Here is a 15,577-nt window from a genome sequence, read left to right as displayed (position 1 = left end):
AGGTTGCCATCCGACGCCGACACGTCCCGCCCCGGACCGAGCCTGTCGCTGTGGTCCTTCCGGGACGACGTGACCATCGAGACGGCTGAGGACGGCAGTCTGACCATCCTCACCCGCTGGGGCGACGTCCCGGTGGGCCGCCCCGCGCCCGCCGTCGAGGAGGTCCTGCACCGCATGACCTACGGGCCGGTCGCGCTCGGCAACGTCGCCGGGCTGGACGGGCGCGCCCTCCGGTCGCTCCTCGACCGGCTGCCCGGCCGGATAGTCCGCTCGCTCGGCTCGCGGGACTCGCCGGTGCCGCTGCTGTCCGTCCAGCCGGTGTCCCCGCTGGGGGTCTTCGAGCTGCCGGAGGTGGCCGAGGACCAGCCGGTCAGGCTCTCCCGTTTCGCGTTCGCCCACCAGCGGGACGGCGAGCTGGTGCTCGAGTCCCCGCTGTCGCACCACCGGGTGGTGCTGCACCGGCCGCAGGTGTCGCTGGTGCTCGGCGCGCTCCCCCGTGCGACCACCGTCGTCGAGGTGGCGCGGCGGGTCGGCCTGGCGCTGCCCGGGGTGGCCGACGTCGTCACCTACCTGGTCGGCGCGGGCATGGTCGTCGTCGGTGAGGCCGGCACGTCGCGGTTCCCCGAGGACTCCGACCCCACGCTGGCCATGTGGTCGCCGTACGACCTGCTGTTCCACTCGCGCAGCAGGCTCGGCACCCACGACGACCCCGCCGGCGCCACGTTCCGTCACGTCGCGGCCCTGCCGCCCCCGGCCGCCGTCAAGCCGGCACCCGCCGGGCCGCGGATCCCGATGTACCGGCCGCCCGTCTCGGTTCCGCACGGGATGACGCTCACCGAGGCCGTCGACCGGCGCCGGTCCACCCGCACGTTCGCCGAGGCGGCGCCGTCGACCCGCGAACTGGGGGAACTGCTGTTCCACGCGGCGCGGGTCCGGATGCAGACGGTGGCCACGGCTCCCGACAACGTGCGGTACACGGTGACGCGACGGCCGTATCCCAGCGCGGGTTCGCTGTACGAGCTGGAGTTGTACCTGACGGTGGACCGCTGCCCGGACCTGCGGCGCGGGATCTACCACTACAGCCCGGTCGAGCACGCGCTGACCCTCGTCAACGCCAGTCCGGCGGACATCGACGAGATGCTCGACAACGCCCGCGTGTCCGTCGGGGACCGTCGGCCCCCGCCGGTGCTGATCACCATGACCGCGCGGGTGGGCAGGCTCTCCTGGGTGTACGACAGCATCTCCTACGCCACCACCCTGAAGCACGTCGGCATGCTCCAGCAGACGCTCTGCCTCGTCGCCACGATGCTCGGGCTCGCCACGTGCGCCCTGACCATGGGGGACGCCAGAGTTTCCGCATCGGCGTTCGGGCTCGACTGGCCGGCGGAGGTCGGGGTCGGCGAATTCGCCATCGGACTACCCGAAAACGACATGTCCTGTAACGACGAGTATCTGGGTGTGCACGGAATGTGAATGGTCGATCGACCGTCGGCAAATGGCTCGGCGACCCTTCGCACGCGGGCGCGAAAACAGCATTCAGGATGCGTGCGGGCGCGTGATAGAACGGGGTTAATTGCGCCGGCCCGACAGGGGATGCCAAGTTGATCAAGGTGTTGTTGGCCGAGGACATGCACATGGTCCGCGATGCGCTGGTCGCGTTGCTCAACCTGGAGCCGGACATCGAGGTCGTCGCCGCGGTCGCCTCGGGCACGGAGATCCTCCCCATGGCGCAGCGGTTCCGGCCCGACGTCGCCGTGATCGACATCGACCTGCCGGGCAAGGACGGGCTCTCCGCCATCGCCGACATCCAGGCCCACCTGCCGGAGATCCGCACCCTGGTCCTGACCGCACTCGGCCGACCGGGCACCCTGCGCCGGGCGTTGTCCGCGAAGGCGACCGGCTTCCTGCTGAAGGACGCCCCGACCGAGCAGCTGGTCGACGCCATCCGCAGCGTCGCCGCCGGCCGCCGGGTCGTCGACAGCCAGCTCGCGATGTCCGCCTGGGACAGCGCCGAGTGCCCCCTCACGGCGCGCGAGACCGAAGTCCTCCGCCTCACGGCGGAGGGACTCCAGGCCGTCGACATCGCGGCGCAGATGTTCCTGTCAGTCGGCACCGTCCGCAACTACCTGACCACGATCGTCAACAAGCTCTCCGCGCGCAACCGCGTCGACGCCATCCGGGTCGCCCGGGACGCCGGCTGGCTGTGACCGGGACGCCCCGTGGCGCTCCAGCCGCAGGGGCACCCTGGCGCAGAGCCGGAACTGGTCCGGCTGCTGGTCGACCGTCAGCGTGCCGCCGATCTCCTCGGCGCGTACGCACAGGTTGCGCAGCCCGTTCCGACCGCTGCCCGGGTCCCTGGGCGGCCCGACGGCCAGGTCGTCGTTCACGATCTCGATCCAGGCGTCGTCCTGCGTCTGCCGGATGGTGATGTCGCAGCGCTTGGCCTTGCTGTGTCGCAGGATGTTGGTCACCCCCTCCCGCAGCACCGTGGCGAGCACCGTGCTCACCTGGACCGGCAGGTCCAGGTGGTCGCTGTCCAGCCGCACCTGGATGTCCGCGGCGGACAGCACGGACACGGCGGACCGGCACTCCTCCTCCAGCGACAGTTCGCGGTAGCCACTGGCGACGGTCCGCGCGTCGGAGAGGGCGACCCGCGATATCTCCAGGATCTCCAGCAGCTGGTCGCTCGCCTCCTGCGGTGACTTCTCCATCAGCCGGTGCACCAGCTCGATCTTGAGCGAGATGGCGGACAGGCTGTAGCCGAGCAGGTCGTGCAGGTCGCGGGCGAACCGCAGCCGCTCCCGCAGCACCGCCATGCGCGCGATCTCCGCACGGCTCTCCTGCACCTCGACGACGAGGGCGGTCAGCCGGGACAACCCGTACACCACGAGCCCCGTCGTGACGGTGGAGATCGCGGTGTAGAGCATGTCGATCGGCGCGCGGGTGAAGAGCCACTGGGCGACGGCCATCGAGGCGACGATGAGGACGAAGGTCACCCACGCCGTGACCGCCCGCAGCACGAGCAGCACGCTGCCGGCCAGGAAGCCCGGCATGCCGACCCACGCCTGCCCGAAGGTCAGGATCGGCAGGTAGACCAGCGCGGCCTGGGTGGCGAGGACGCCGTAGCCCAGCGGCGTGCGCAGGCGTCCGTTGTCGCGGCCGTACCACAGCAGCTGCATCGCCATCAGGACGGCGATGCACGTGAACGACAGCGCGATGGCCACCGGACCGACCGGCAGGAACATGACGTGGATGAAGCCGATGAGACTGATGCTTGCGAAGACGGCGGTGACGACGCCCATCGCGAGACGGGGCGCCGGTAGCGGCGCGGCCCCTCGCGATGATGAGCGCCCTGGTGTGACGGAGAGGTTCACGGCAGCAGCGCTCTCGTTTGCTCTAGCGCAGCCGGCGTACGCCCAGAGGCCAACTGGCCCCGTACCCGGTGTGGCCGGCCCCCCGCCAGCCGCGATGCCCGGTGACGGGCGTCGATCCAACAACCACGACACACTCCCCAGTGATCGACCCGAGGGCGGGAATGCCCCGTCTACCCCGCGCAAGAACCCGGTGCGGCCGATCGGACGCCGACAGGCGTCGCACCCCACAGAGTTGTTACGCAACGCAAACGTTTTCGACGGATTCCCGGCCCCGAATTGCGATGTGCCCTTACGGACACCTTCCCCCTTGAGGGTCGACCTTTCCACAAAAAAATGACGGCCGTCAAGCCGTCCGCCCCTGGCCGCCGCAGCGCGAAAGGGTCCTAATCGATGCTAGGGAACATTTGCCACCGTCACGTCATATCCTCTAGTAGGGACATTTGACGCGGTGGCCGCCGCACCGCGGCGAGGGCCTACCGGGGCAGCGCCGGACGCCGCCGAGGGGCCGGTGCCAGGACCGACACGAGGTCGCGGCGGGCCCGCGCGACGCGGGAGCGGATCGTGCCGACGGGACAGCAGCACAGTGCGGCCGCCTCCGCATAGCCGAGGCCGACGACCTGGGTGAGCACGAACGCGTCGCGGCGGGCCGCGGGCAGCGTGCGTACCGCGAGGTTGAGCGCGACCGTGTCGTCCGGGCCGGGCAGGTGGTGGGCCGCGGAACGCTCCGCGGTGGCCTGCCAGTCCTGGTCGGACACGATCCGGGGCCGGCTCGCGGCGGCGCGGAAGTGGTCGGCGGCCACGTGTCGCGCGATGGCCAGCAGCCAGGACCGTGCGTGGTGGCGCCCGGTGAACTGGTGCGCGCTGCCCAGCGCGCGGACGAACGTCTCCTGCGTCAGGTCCTCGGCGTCGGCGTGCCCCACCAGGTAGACCAGGAATCGCCAGACGTCACGCTGCGTGCTGCGGACGAGAGGATCCGCCGCGGAACGGTCGCCGCGCCCGACGGCCAGGGCCAGAGCCGTGACCGTGCTTTCTTCCAGTGGCTCCGACATGAATTCACGGTAACCGTGCGGGATGCCGAGAAGAACGGATTCCAGCGGTAGTCCAGCCGGCCTCATCGCCGGCAACCAGAATTCGATGGAACCGTTCGGGCAGCGTGCCGGGCGTCCCGGGGACCGCGCGGCGCACGGGCGCGGGGAAGGCGGCGTCGGGCGCGCGCCCGACGAGGGCCGCCCGCCCGAGGTGCGCCGCCCGCCCGACGGGGCGCCGCCCGGCCGGGTCCGGCCGGGCGGCGGGCACGTCCGCCGCACCCGGCTCAGCCCGTCTTGGCCAGCGGCCGGGCGCCGTACGTGACGCGGACGACCCCGTCGTCGTGACGTTCCGTCTCGGCGGTGACCCCGAAGACCCCGGACAGCACCTGGGGCGTGAGCGCCTCCAGCACCGGCCCCGACGCGACCACCTCACCGCGGTCCAGCACGACGAGGCGGTCGCAGCTGCGTACCGCGAGGTCCAGGTCGTGCAGCACCGCCAGCGTGGTGACGGCCAGCGTGTGCACCAGCTCCAACAGCTCGAACCGGGCCCGGATGTCCAGGTGGTTGGTCGGCTCGTCGAGCACCAGGAGCTGCGGCTGCTGGGCCAGCGCCCGGGCGAGCAGCACCCGCTGCCGCTCACCGCCGGACAGCGAGCCGTAGATCCGCTCCGCGTGCCCCAGCATGCCGGTGCGCTCCAGCGCGTCGACGACGATGTCGTGGTCGTCGGCCGTCTCGCGGTCGAACACCCCCTTGTGCGGCGTCCGGCCCAGCGCGGCGACCTCCCGCACGGTGAGGCCCGGCGGGGTGGGGCTGTTCTGCAACACGGCGGCGGTCCGCCGCGCGGCCGCCCGCGCCGACAGCGACCAGACGTCCTCGTCGCCGAGCAGCACCTGCCCGCCGGCGGGCCGGACCGACCGGTAGATGGTCCGCAGGAGCGTGGACTTGCCGCTGCCGTTGGGGCCGATCAGGCCGACGACCTCGCCGGGCGCGACCTCCATGCTGACGTCGCGGAGGATCGGCGTACCACCGATGGAGACGCACACCTGCTGCACCTGAAGCTTCATCGAAAACCTCCGTGGAAACCCCCGGCTTCAGCCGTGGGGAGGAAACGGAACTCCTGCGGAGCAGGACAGGAAAGGCCGATCCGCGGCCAAGGAGGATGGGCGTCCACCCGCAAGTCACCGCAAGGCTTACTGGCTATCTTGCTAGGCTGTGAGCCATGGCCAGGGCTGTGAAGCGGGCATTCAAGTTCCGCTTCTACCCGAGCTCCGAGCAGGCTTGCGAGCTTGCCCGCACGTTCGGCTGTGTCCGGCTGGTCTACAACATGGCATTGCAGGCCCGCACTGAGGCGTGGACGCTGCGCCAGGAACGGGTCAACTACAACACCACGTCGGCGATGTTGACCGCGTGGAAGAAAACCGACGACCTGGCGTTCCTCAACGAGGTGTCGTCCGTGCCGTTGCAGCAGACGCTGCGGCACCTGCAAGTCGCGTTCACGAACTTCTTCGCCAAGCGCGCCCGGTACCCGAGCTTCAAGAGCAAGAAGAAGTCGCGCCGGTCGGCGGAGTACACCACCAGCGGGTTCCGCTACCGCGACGGCCAGTTGACGCTGGCGAAGATGGCCGAGCCGCTGGATATCGTGTGGTCCCGGCCGCTTCCCGAGGGCGCGGCGCCGTCCACGGTGACCGTGTCGCAGGACGCGGCCGGTCGCTGGTTCGTGTCGCTGCTGTGCGACGACCGGATCGAGCAGGCTCCGGCGCCGAGCCCGGCCGTCGGGGTCGATGCCGGCCTGGACAGCCTGCTCACGCTGTCCACCGGCGAGAAAGTCGTCAACCCGAAGCACGAACGCCGCGACCGAGCCGCACTCGCCAAGGCGCAGCGGAACCTGTCCAAGAAGGAGAAGGGCTCCGCGAACCGGGCCAAGGCCCGGCTCAAGGTCGCCCGCGTGCACGCCCGGATCGCCGACCGCAGGCGGGACCATCTGCACAAGTTGACCACTCGGCTCGTTCGTGAGAACCAAACGATCGTCGTCGAGGACCTGACCGTGCGCAACATGGTCACAAACCACAGCCTGGCTCGCGCCGTCAGCGACGCGGCTTGGCGGCAGTTCCGCACCCTGCTCGAATACAAGGCCGACTGGCACGGCCGCAACCTCGTTGTCGTGGACCGCTGGTTCCCGTCGTCCAAACTGTGCTCGGTGTGCGGTGCGCTCGCGCAGCGGATGCCGCTGAACATGCGGTCGTGGACCTGCCGATGCGGGCAGACCCACGACCGCGACGTCAACGCGGCCCGCAACATTCTCGCGGAGGGGCTCTCCGTGATTGCCTGTGGAGGCGGTATAAGACCCCAACGGACGAACGTCCGGACGGGGCGGCCGTCGGTGAAGCAGGAAACCCAGCGGGCGACCGCTGAAATCCCCCGCCTCTAGACGTGGGTAGGAAGTCAAGAGTGGGACAGGCTCCTATCCCGGCGCATCAGCCAGATGAAGAACGGTGCGCCGAAGAGGGCGGTCAGGATGTTGAGGGGCAACTCGTTCGGCGGGTCGACCGTCCGGCACAGCAGGTCGACGACCACGAGGTAGACCGCGCCGACGAGGGCCGCGAGGGGCAGCACCCGGCGGTGGTCCACGCCGAACGCGAGCCGCACCAGGTGGGGCACCATCAGCCCGACGAAGCCGATGCCGCCGGCCACGGCGATGAGCACGCCCGCGAGCAGCGACGTCAGGACGATCGACACGATCCGCAGTCGCTTGACGTCGATCCCGAGGGCGGTCGCCGACTCGTCGCCGGTGACGAGCGCGTTGAACTGCCGGGCGTACATGGTCAGCAGCACGGTCACCGCGAGGACGACCACGCCCGCGACCTGGAGTTGCTCCCAGCGGGCGCCCGCGACGCTGCCGAGCAGCCAGAACATGATCTGGCGCATGTTGTTGGGCGTCGTCTGCAACTGGAGCAGGCTCGTGATCGAGGTGAACACGTAGCTGATCGCGACCCCCGCGAGCACGAGCCGGACCGGGTTGAGCCGGCCGTGCTGCTGCCCGAGGGTGAAGACCAGCGCCACCGCCAGCATCGCGCCGACGAACGCCGCGCCCGACACCCCGAGGCCGCCGGCCGCGCCGGCGCCCAGTGCCATCACGGTGACGGCGCCGACCGAGCCGCCCGCCGACACCCCGAGGATGAAGGGGTCGGCGAGCGGGTTGGCCACGAGGGCCTGCAACACGACGCCCGCTACCGCGAGCCCGGCGCCGCACAGCGCGGCCAGCAGCACCCGTGGGATCCGGAAGGTCCAGACGATCTGGTCGTGGGCCGGGTCCACGGCGGGGGTCGCCCCGGTCAGGTGCGCCCAGACGATCCGGCCGGTGTCGCCGATGGAGACCGGCACCGAGCCGACGGCCGCCGCGACGAGGATCAGGACGACCAGCAGTACGCCGAGCACGAGCAGGCACAGCGGCAGGGGCGCGCCGTGCAGGGGGGCCGGCCGGGTGGCGTGGCCCTTCGGCGCGGCCGACACCCGGCCGTTCGTGGAACGCGACAAGGTGGTCATGGCGCTCAGAACGCCTCGGGGTGCGCGGCCTGCGCGATCTTGGCGACCGCGAGGTGGTTGCTGGGGCCGAGGTAGATCGAGTCGGACAACACGACGTAGCGGTTGTTCTTCGCCGCGTCCCACTGCGGGAACTGGGCGAGCAGCTTCTTCGCGTCCGCGTCCGGATCCTTCGACATGTAGTTCACGACGAGCAGGACGTCCACGTCGGCCTTGGCGACCTGCTCGCGGGAGAGGTTGGCGAACATCTGGTCGGTGGCGCCCTCGAAGGCGTTCACCGCACCGGACTTGGCCATGATGTCGTTCCAGATCCCGTTGCCGCCGACCGAGCTGAACTCCCCGCCCATCGCCATGCCGGGGATGATCAGCATGACCTTCTGCTTCGGCAGGCTCGCGGTCTTCGTCCCGACCTCCGCGATGCGCGCCTTCGAGTCGGCGATGATCTTCTCGGCGCGCTCGGACACCCCGAAGATGGCCCCGAGGTCGCGCAGCAGCGCGTAGCTGTCCTCGACGGTCGGCGTGCCGGAGACCGTGCCGACCTCGCCGCACGAGCTCTTCGGGGCGTACGTGTTGGCCCCGACGGCCGCGAGGTCGTCGCGGGTGGCGAAGCCCGCCTCGGCGCGGAAGCCGCCGTCGTACGTGGAGATCACGAAGTCGGGCGTCAGCCCGATCATGGCCTCGCGCGGGATGTCCGACATGTCGTTGAGCTTGATGTTGCCCGTCGGCAGCTTCTTGATCGCGTCGACCCGGCCGTCGACCTCGGAGGCGCCGTAGGACTGCGCGTTGGCGACGATCCGGTCGGCGACGCCGAGTTCCAGCAGCGCGGAGACCTCCGCGACCGACCCGCCGTTCATCACGACCACGCGGCTCGGCGCCTGCTGGTAGGTGTACTTCTTGCCGCAGTTGGTGATCGTCACCGGGTAGCCCGCCTTCGGCGGGTCGTTCGACTGGCCAGCCTCGCTCTTGGCCGTCGAGCAGGCCGTCGTGAGAAGCAGGGCGGCGACGGCCGCCGCGAGGGGGAGTCGCTTGAGTTTCATCCGGTCCTCCGAGCAGTTGACGTGGCGACGGGCGACGGCGCCGCCGCCTGTTCCGGTTCCGCTGCCGCGGCCTCGGGCTTGGGCAGGTGGTGCAGACGGACACTGACCAGGCCGGCGCAGATCGCGGAGGCCGCGAGCAGGAGCGCGGTGACCGCGAAGGCCGTCGCGTGGTCGGCGAAGGGCACGTCGGGGTCGCCGGGCGTCGCGCCGAGCACGGTGCGGTAGCAGACCCCCGCGACCGCGACCCCGAGCGCCAGGCCGAACTGCGTCACGGTGGTCGCCATGCCGGACGCCGCGCCCGCCTCGGCGGGCCTGACCCGGCCGAGGATCCCGGCCACCAGGGGTGAGACGACCAGGCCCTGTCCGAAGCCGGCCAGCGTGACCACCGCGACGAGCATGGGCGCCTGCGCGGACTCGGGCGCCTGGACGACGGCCGCGCTGGCCAGCAGGACGGCGGCGAGCAGGCCGCAGCCCACGGCCGGGGTCGGCGCCGAGACCAGGCGTGCCACCCGGCGGCTCGCCGCGGAGCCCAGCGAGAAGCCGATCCCGAGCGGTACGAACATCAGCGCCGCCGTGAGCGGCGTGAAGCGCAGCCCCGTCTGCAGGTAGTAGGTGAACACGAGGAAGAGCCCCGAGTTCGTGGCGAACAGCGCCAGCACCGTCAGCAGGGACAGCCGCATCCCGGGGGCGGTGACGACCCGCGGCGGGAACAGCGGCTCGCCGCCCTCGCGGTGCAGGCGCCGCTGCTGGCGCACCAGCACGACGGCCAGGACGAGGGCGAGCGGCACGCCGAGCCACAGCCACGGCGAGCCGTCCGTCCCGAAGACCAGGGGCACGAGCAGGGCGGGGGCCGCCACGATGGTGAGCGCCGCGCCCGCGAGGTCGAGGCGGTGCGGCGCCTTCGGCACGGTACGCGGGAGGATCCCGCCCAGCGCCAGGATCGCGATCCCGACGGGCACGTTGATGAGCAGCGCCGGCCGCCAGCCGAGGCCGAAGAGGTCGGCCTCGACGATGAGACCGCCGCCCGCGATGCCGCTGATCACGCCCAGGCCGATGACCACGCCGTAGACGCTGATGGCCCTCGCCAGCCGGTCCGGGTCCTGCATCGTGGCCCGGATGATCGCGAGCACCTGGGGTGCCATGAACGCCGCCGTGGCGCCCTGCAGGAAGCGGGCCACGATGAGCAGGTCGGCGTCCGGCGCGATGCCGCACAGCAACGAGGTCACCGTGAAGCCGGCGACGCCCCAGAGGAACACCGTGCGGTGGCCCATCCGGTCGCCGAGCCGCGCGCCGGTGACCATCAGGGCCCCGAAGGCGATCACGTACGCGGCGCCGACGAACTGGATCTGGTCGAAGCCCGCGTCGAGGTCGCGCTGGATGGACGGGCTGGCCACGTTGACGACGAAGCCGTCCACCTGGGTCATGAACGTCGCGGCGAGAACCGCGCCGAGTCCGAGCCACTCACGCCGTTCGCTCATGTTGCCCTCCGAAGGTCGCCGACAGGTGCGAGTACGGCGCCGACCCGCGCCAGGGGACCGGCGGCGAGCATGCCGTCGTGGGTGCAGTCCAGCCGGTGCACGTCGATGCGCCCGTCGACGTGTGGCGCCCAGCTCCGCGGGCCGGGCCAGTCCGGTGTCTTGCCCTCGGTCGCCTCGATGACCAGCACGTCGCCGCCGAGGCGCCGGGGCGTCCAGTCGGCGGCGAGCCGCGAGTTGCGCGCGAAGGCGTCGTACGCGAGGCGACGCTGCGTCTCGTCGAGGCCGCCGAGCACGGCCTGGCCGAGCACTGCGGCGGCGGCGTCGTGCTCGGCGGGCGGCGGCAGTTCCCGCCAGGCGGCCGGCACCGGATACGAGTCGAGCAGCGCGAGCAGGGCCACCGCCTCGCCGGCCTCCGCGAGCTGCGTGGCCATCTCGTGGGCCACCAGGCCGCCGAACGAGGCGCCGAGCAGGTGGTAGGGCCCGGCGGGCTGGATCTCACGGATGCGGCGCACATGGTCGGCGGCCAGGTCGGCGACGCTCGCGCACCCGGCGGCGGCGACCGACTGGAGTCCGTACACCGGGCGGTCGGGCAGGCTCGCCAGCAGCGCGGCGTAGGACCACGCCAGCCCGGTCGCCGGCGCGACGCAGAACAGCGGCGGCCCGCTCCCCCGCGTCCGCAGCGGGAGCAGCACCTCCGTCGAGCCGCCGCCGGTATCCGTGGCGAGCGCCGGCGCGAGCTTCGCGACGGTCGGCGCCTCGAACACCGTCCGGATGCTGATCTCCACGCCGAACTCGGCGCGTACCCGACCCATCAGCCGGGCGACGAGCAGGGAGTGCCCGCCGAGCGAGAAGAAGTCGTCGTCGATGCCGACCTCCGGCAGGCCGAGCAGGTCGGCGAAGAGACCGCACAGCACCGCCTCACGGTGGTCGCGGGGCGCGCGGCCGCCGACCGTCGCGGCCAGGTCCGGCGCGGGCAGCGCCGCGCGGTCGAGCTTGCCGTTCGTGGTACGCGGGATCGCCTCCAGCGCGACGAACGCGGGCGGCACCATGTAGTCGGGCAGCCGCTCCGCCACGAACTGCCGCAGCGCGGCGGGCTCCGGCGCGGCGTCGCCCACCGGCACGACGTAGCCGACGAGCCGCACCTGACCGGGCGCGTCCTCGCGGGGCACCACCGCCGCCTGGGCGACCGCGGGGTGGGCCAGCAGGACCGCCTCGATCTCCCCCGGCTCGATGCGGAAGCCCCGGATCTTGACCTGGTCGTCCGCGCGGCCGAGGAACTCCAGGGTGCCGTCGCGCCGCCAGCGGGCGAGGTCGCCGGTGCGGTACATCCGGCTGCCCGGGAGCCCGAAGGGATCCGTCACGAACCGCTCCGCGGTCTGCTCCGGACGGTCGTGGTAGCCGCGGGCGACCGGCGCCCCGGCGAAGTACAGCTCGCCCACCGTGCCCGGCGGAACGAGCCCGCGCGCCGGGTCCAGCACGTACGCCCTGGTGTTGGTCAGCGGCCTGCCCACGATCGGCTCGGCGCTCTCGGAGAGCCGGCACCAGAGGGTGTCGACCGTGCACTCGGTGGGGCCGTACAGGTTGTAGACGGTCGTGCCGGCGTCGCGCAGGGCCGTCCAGAGCGCCGGGCCGGTGGCCTCGCCGCCGAGCGCGAGCACGGCGGGCCGGTGCCGGCCGGCGTCGAGGAACCCGTTCGCCACCAGCTCCTCGGCGTACGTGGGGGTGATGTCCATGAAGTCGATCTGGTGCCGGTCGACGTAGTCGAGCATCGCGGCGGGGTCCCGACGCCGGTCGTCGTCGACGAAGTGCAGCTCGTGGCCGTCGAGCAGCCACAACAGGCCCTCCCACGACGTGTCGAACGACAGCGACGCGGACAGCGCGGCCCGGCACACCCGGCCGGCGGCGGCCGGCCGGATCATCGTGTCGCGGTGGTGGTGGAAGAGGTTGACCAGGCCACGGTGTTCGACCACGACGCCCTTCGGCACGCCGGTGGAGCCGGACGTGTAGATGAGGCAGGCCGCGTGCTCCGGCGCGAGGCCGGTGTCCGGTACGGGCGCGTCGGGCGCCCCGGCCAGCTCCGCGACGGTCGCGGGGGCGTCCACGAGCAGGACCGGGACCTCCGACTGCCGGTGCCCGGCCCACAGCGCCCCGGTGGCGAGCAGCACGACGGGTGCGCTGTCGGCGAGCATCGCCGCGACCCGCCGGGCGGGCAGGTCCGGGTCGACGGGCACGTACGCGGCGCCGGCCTTGAGCACGGCGAGCAGCGCCACGATCGCCTCGGAGGTGCGGGGCAGCAGGAGCCCCACGTGCCGGTCGGGGCCCGCCCCCCTAGCGACGAGCAGGTGGGCGAGGCGGTCGGCGCGGCGGTCGAGTTCGGCGAAGGTCAGCGTGGCGTCGCCGGCCACCAGCGCCGTACGGTCCGGCGTCGCGGCGGCCTGTGCCGCGAACAGCGCGGGTACGGTCACCGCCGGCAGGGGCCGGGCCGTGTCGTTCCACTCCTCGAGAAGGAGCCGGCGCTCGCCGTCGAGGAGCAGGTCGACGTCGGCGACCGGAGTGTCGGCGGCATCGGTCACGCGGCGCAGGAAGGCCAGGAACCGGGTCAGGTGACCGGTGAGCTCCTCGTCGTCGTAGCAGTTCGGGTTGGCGTCGAGGACGATCCGCAGCCCGCTGCCGTCCGCCCGGTCGTACACGTGGACCACCAGGTCCTCGACGAGCCCGGCGCTGACGTTGTGCACGACGCCCCGGTGCCCGGCGAAGCGCAGGCCGTAGTCGAACGGCATGATGTTGACCGACGGGCCGAACAGCTTGCGCTCGCTGGCGACCATCCGCAGGTCCCGGCGCAGTTGCTCGTAGCGGTAGCGCAGGTGCGGGCGCCCGGCCCGCAGCTCCGCCGCGACCTGCGCGGTGAGGCCCGCCAGCGTGGCGGTGGGCTCGACGCGGACCCACAGCGGCACGACGTTGGTGACCATGCACGGCACCCGCAGCGACACCGAACCGAGCCGCGACATGACCGGCAGCGCGAGCGTCAGCTCGTCCGCGCCGGTCATCCGGTGCAGGTACGCCGCGAAGGCCGCGATGACGGTCTCGCTCCAGGTGGTTCCGGTGGCCTTGGCGACCGCCTTCAACGCGTCGATGCCGGCGGCGTCGAGGTCCGCGGTGGCGCGCAGCACCGTCCGCGCCAGCTTCCCGGTGCGGCGGGCGAGCACCACCGGCGCCGGCCTGCCCTGCGCCCGGGACGTCCAGTGCTCGCGGGCGGCGGCGTACCTGTCCGAGTCGGCGTAGGCCCGGTCCTCGTCGACCACGGCGGCCAGCGACCCGAACGTCCGGGGCGGGGGTTCACGCCCCTCGACGAGGGCGGTGTAGAGCTCGGCGACCCGGCGGGCGACCAGGGACAGCCCGTACCCGTCCAGGGCGATGTGGTGCACCCGCTGGTACCACAGGAGGTGGTCCGGGCCGAGCCGGAGGAACGCCTGCCGGAACAGCGGGTCCTTGCGCAGGTCGACGGGGGTGTCGAGGTCCGCGCGCATCCAGGCCGTCGCGGCGGCGAGCGGGTCCGCCTCGGCGCTGGTGTCGATGGTGTGCAGCGGCCACGACCCGTCGTCGCGGGGGCGTTGCCACGGGCGCCCGTCGGCGTCCTCCTCGAACACCACGTTCAGCGCCTCGGCCTCGCCGACGGCCCCGCGCACGGCCGCCTCCAGCAGCCGCACGTCGACCGGGCCGCGGATCTCCACGTACTCGGCGGTGTTGAAGGCGGGGCTGTCCGGGTCGAACTGCTGACCGGTCCAGATGCCCTCCTGGGCGGCGCCCAGCGGCAACGGCTCAGCCATCGCCGCCCACCAGCAGCTTCACCCAGTGCTCCACCGTCGGCCGCTCGGCCAGATCGACGAAGCTGACCTCGGCGCCGGCGTCGCGCCACCGCTCGATGAGCGTCATCAGCCGCACCGAGTCCAGGCCGGAGTCGAACAGATCCTCCGCGTCGAAACTCTCGTCCGGGCGACGGTGGAGCATCTCGGCGACGTCCGCCCTGATCCTCGCCGCCGTCAACTGACCTGCCACGTCATGCCTCTCGACCTCGTGCGATGTGGACACCGGTGGGATCCGACGGTCGACGCCGTCGGATCCCACCGCGGATCGAACGTCCGTGCGGGACTAGGCGGCGTCCACGTCGTCGTAGACGGTGACGCGGTAGGACACGGCCGGCTCCGGCGTCGCGGTGTGCAGCGCCCGGTGGACCAGGCTCTGGTTGTCCCAGAGGAGCATGTCGCCCTTCTCGAACGTCTGGAGGTGGATGTTCTCGTGCTCGTAGGTGCGGTCGAGCTGGCCGGTGGCCGTGAGCAGCTCGGCCAGCAGTTCCGGCCGGTCGTTGCCGTCCGCGTCCTGCACCGACAGCGTGAAGCCCTCGCTCAGGTAGAGCAGGGTCTCGTCCGTGTGCGGGTGCGGGAACGCGAGCGGGCTCGTCACCGGCGGGGTCTTCGCGTTGACCTCGTCGATGATCTCCGAGATCGGCCGGTAGACGTCGGTCGGCCGGATCTTGAAGTACCGCAGCACGCTGTGCGTCGCCGTCTTGTCCTTGACGGCCAGCTTCAGCTCCTCGGAGAGCTGCTCGTAGGCGGTCGCCAGGTTGATGAAGTAGGTGCCCCGGTTCTTCGACGGCACGACCTGCGGGTAGATCATGGTGATGTCGAACGGACGCGGCATGAACTGGTAGTCCGAGTGCCAGAACTTGCCGGTCTTCGGCACCCCGATCTGGCGGCCGTCCTCCTCCTTGACGTTGGAGGAGACGAACACCTCCTTCACCTCGGGGTGGTGGTAGACCGGCTCGTAGTACTCCGCGACCCGGCCCAGCCGCTGGCCGAGCGCCAGGAACTGCCGCGGCGACAGGTCCTGGTTCTTCAGCACGACGATCTTGTTCGAGTAGATGGCCTTCTTCAGCTCGACGATGTCCTCCGGCGAGGCGGTTTCCGCGTCGAAACCCTCCACGATCACGCCGAACTTCTTTCCAGCCTGCGGGGTGATTTTCATTCGCACTCCTCTGAGCGGTGGTCCCGGGCTCCGCGTACCTCAGTAGTCGCGTCCGGTCGGTCAACAGTTCCCGCCCCGACAGATGTGCGGGGCCGAAT

At 71.7% G+C, this 15,577-nt stretch carries 12 protein-coding genes; 3 read left to right on the top strand and 9 right to left on the bottom strand.

The annotated features are described in order from the left end of the window. Positions 1–3 precede the first annotated feature (3 nt). Together RM555_RS25585 and RM555_RS25580 are read left to right on the top strand one after the other, a co-directional pair. Entirely contained in the window at positions 4–1,473 is a 1,470-nt protein-coding gene (locus tag RM555_RS25585) for a SagB family peptide dehydrogenase (RefSeq protein ID WP_311414140.1), read from the top strand. Between the two features lie 137 nt (positions 1,474–1,610). Further along, positions 1,611–2,207: a response regulator transcription factor gene (locus tag RM555_RS25580; protein WP_449560152.1), complete on the top strand. Its 597-nt coding sequence runs from the start codon at positions 1,611–1,613 to the stop codon at positions 2,205–2,207. Here RM555_RS25580 and RM555_RS25575 read toward each other — a convergent pair. The 3 genes from RM555_RS25575 to RM555_RS25565 all read right to left on the bottom strand — a co-directional run bounded on the left by RM555_RS25575 (position 2,103) and on the right by RM555_RS25565 (position 5,466). After that, positions 2,103–3,302: a histidine kinase gene (locus RM555_RS25575; protein WP_311414138.1), complete on the bottom strand. Its 1,200-nt coding sequence runs from the start codon at positions 3,300–3,302 to the stop codon at positions 2,103–2,105. The genes RM555_RS25580 and RM555_RS25575 overlap by 105 nt on opposite strands. 545 nt (positions 3,303–3,847) lie before the next feature. Next, entirely contained in the window at positions 3,848–4,423 is a 576-nt protein-coding gene (locus RM555_RS25570; RefSeq protein ID WP_311414137.1) for a sigma-70 family RNA polymerase sigma factor, read from the bottom strand. Between the two features lie 263 nt (positions 4,424–4,686). Beyond that, the gene (locus RM555_RS25565; RefSeq protein ID WP_311414136.1) at positions 4,687–5,466 is read right to left on the bottom strand and encodes an ABC transporter ATP-binding protein; all 780 of its coding nucleotides are present in this window, start codon (positions 5,464–5,466) and stop codon (positions 4,687–4,689) included. Positions 5,467–5,621: 155 nt separating this feature from the next. Between RM555_RS25565 and RM555_RS25560 the strand changes: the two genes are divergently transcribed. Next, on the top strand, positions 5,622–6,830 hold the full coding sequence (locus RM555_RS25560) for an RNA-guided endonuclease InsQ/TnpB family protein (protein ID WP_311414135.1): 1,209 nt from the start codon (positions 5,622–5,624) through the stop codon (positions 6,828–6,830). Positions 6,831–6,844: 14 nt separating this feature from the next. On the opposite strand, the gene RM555_RS25555 is transcribed toward RM555_RS25560, so the two are convergent. The 6 genes from RM555_RS25555 to scoE form a co-directional block, all read right to left on the bottom strand. Beyond that, positions 6,845–7,945 (bottom strand): FecCD family ABC transporter permease, encoded by a 1,101-nt coding sequence (locus RM555_RS25555; RefSeq protein ID WP_311414134.1) that lies wholly within the window; start codon positions 7,943–7,945, stop codon positions 6,845–6,847. 5 nt (positions 7,946–7,950) lie between these two features. Beyond that, positions 7,951–8,979, bottom strand: coding sequence for an ABC transporter substrate-binding protein (locus RM555_RS25550; protein WP_311414133.1), 1,029 nt, complete (start codon positions 8,977–8,979; stop codon positions 7,951–7,953). Then, the gene (locus RM555_RS25545) at positions 8,976–10,457 is read right to left on the bottom strand and encodes an MFS transporter (protein ID WP_311414132.1); all 1,482 of its coding nucleotides are present in this window, start codon (positions 10,455–10,457) and stop codon (positions 8,976–8,978) included. Before RM555_RS25545 ends, RM555_RS25550 begins: the two co-directional genes overlap by 4 nt. Beyond that, positions 10,454–14,284, bottom strand: a complete 3,831-nt coding sequence (locus tag RM555_RS25540) for an amino acid adenylation domain-containing protein (protein ID WP_311414131.1) — start codon at positions 14,282–14,284, stop codon at positions 10,454–10,456. The genes RM555_RS25545 and RM555_RS25540 overlap by 4 nt, the downstream gene beginning before the upstream one ends. Continuing rightward, positions 14,277–14,513 (bottom strand): phosphopantetheine-binding protein, encoded by a 237-nt coding sequence (locus tag RM555_RS25535; protein ID WP_311414130.1) that lies wholly within the window; start codon positions 14,511–14,513, stop codon positions 14,277–14,279. Before RM555_RS25535 ends, RM555_RS25540 begins: the two co-directional genes overlap by 8 nt. Positions 14,514–14,606: 93 nt before the next feature. Beyond that, positions 14,607–15,479, bottom strand: coding sequence for a (3R)-3-[(carboxymethyl)amino]fatty acid oxygenase/decarboxylase (gene scoE, locus RM555_RS25530; RefSeq protein WP_132240686.1), 873 nt, complete (start codon positions 15,477–15,479; stop codon positions 14,607–14,609). Between the last annotated feature and the right edge of the window lie 98 nt (positions 15,480–15,577).

Origin of the sequence: Micromonospora reichwaldensis (assembly GCF_031845925.1) — a bacterium.
Lineage (GTDB): Bacteria > Actinomycetota > Actinomycetes > Mycobacteriales > Micromonosporaceae > Micromonospora > Micromonospora reichwaldensis.
Note: the sequence above shows the minus strand (reverse complement) of the source record. Positions and strands in the feature narration are given on the sequence as shown.

What these genes read in the sequence shown, in the direction of transcription:
- RM555_RS25540 (WP_311414131.1), bottom strand. Translation starts at nt 14,284, where the DNA reads ATGGCTGAGCCGTTGCCGCTGGGCGCCGCCCAGGAGGGCATCTGGACC.
- RM555_RS25555 (WP_311414134.1), bottom strand. Translation starts at nt 7,945, where the DNA reads ATGACCACCTTGTCGCGTTCCACGAACGGCCGGGTGTCGGCCGCGCCG.
- RM555_RS25565 (WP_311414136.1), bottom strand. Translation starts at nt 5,466, where the DNA reads ATGAAGCTTCAGGTGCAGCAGGTGTGCGTCTCCATCGGTGGTACGCCG.
- RM555_RS25550 (WP_311414133.1), bottom strand. Translation starts at nt 8,979, where the DNA reads ATGAAACTCAAGCGACTCCCCCTCGCGGCGGCCGTCGCCGCCCTGCTT.
- RM555_RS25570 (WP_311414137.1), bottom strand. Translation starts at nt 4,423, where the DNA reads ATGTCGGAGCCACTGGAAGAAAGCACGGTCACGGCTCTGGCCCTGGCC.
- RM555_RS25545 (WP_311414132.1), bottom strand. Translation starts at nt 10,457, where the DNA reads ATGAGCGAACGGCGTGAGTGGCTCGGACTCGGCGCGGTTCTCGCCGCG.
- RM555_RS25560 (WP_311414135.1), top strand. Translation starts at nt 5,622, where the DNA reads ATGGCCAGGGCTGTGAAGCGGGCATTCAAGTTCCGCTTCTACCCGAGC.
- RM555_RS25575 (WP_311414138.1), bottom strand. Translation starts at nt 3,302, where the DNA reads ATGGGCGTCGTCACCGCCGTCTTCGCAAGCATCAGTCTCATCGGCTTC.
- scoE (WP_132240686.1), bottom strand. Translation starts at nt 15,479, where the DNA reads ATGAAAATCACCCCGCAGGCTGGAAAGAAGTTCGGCGTGATCGTGGAG.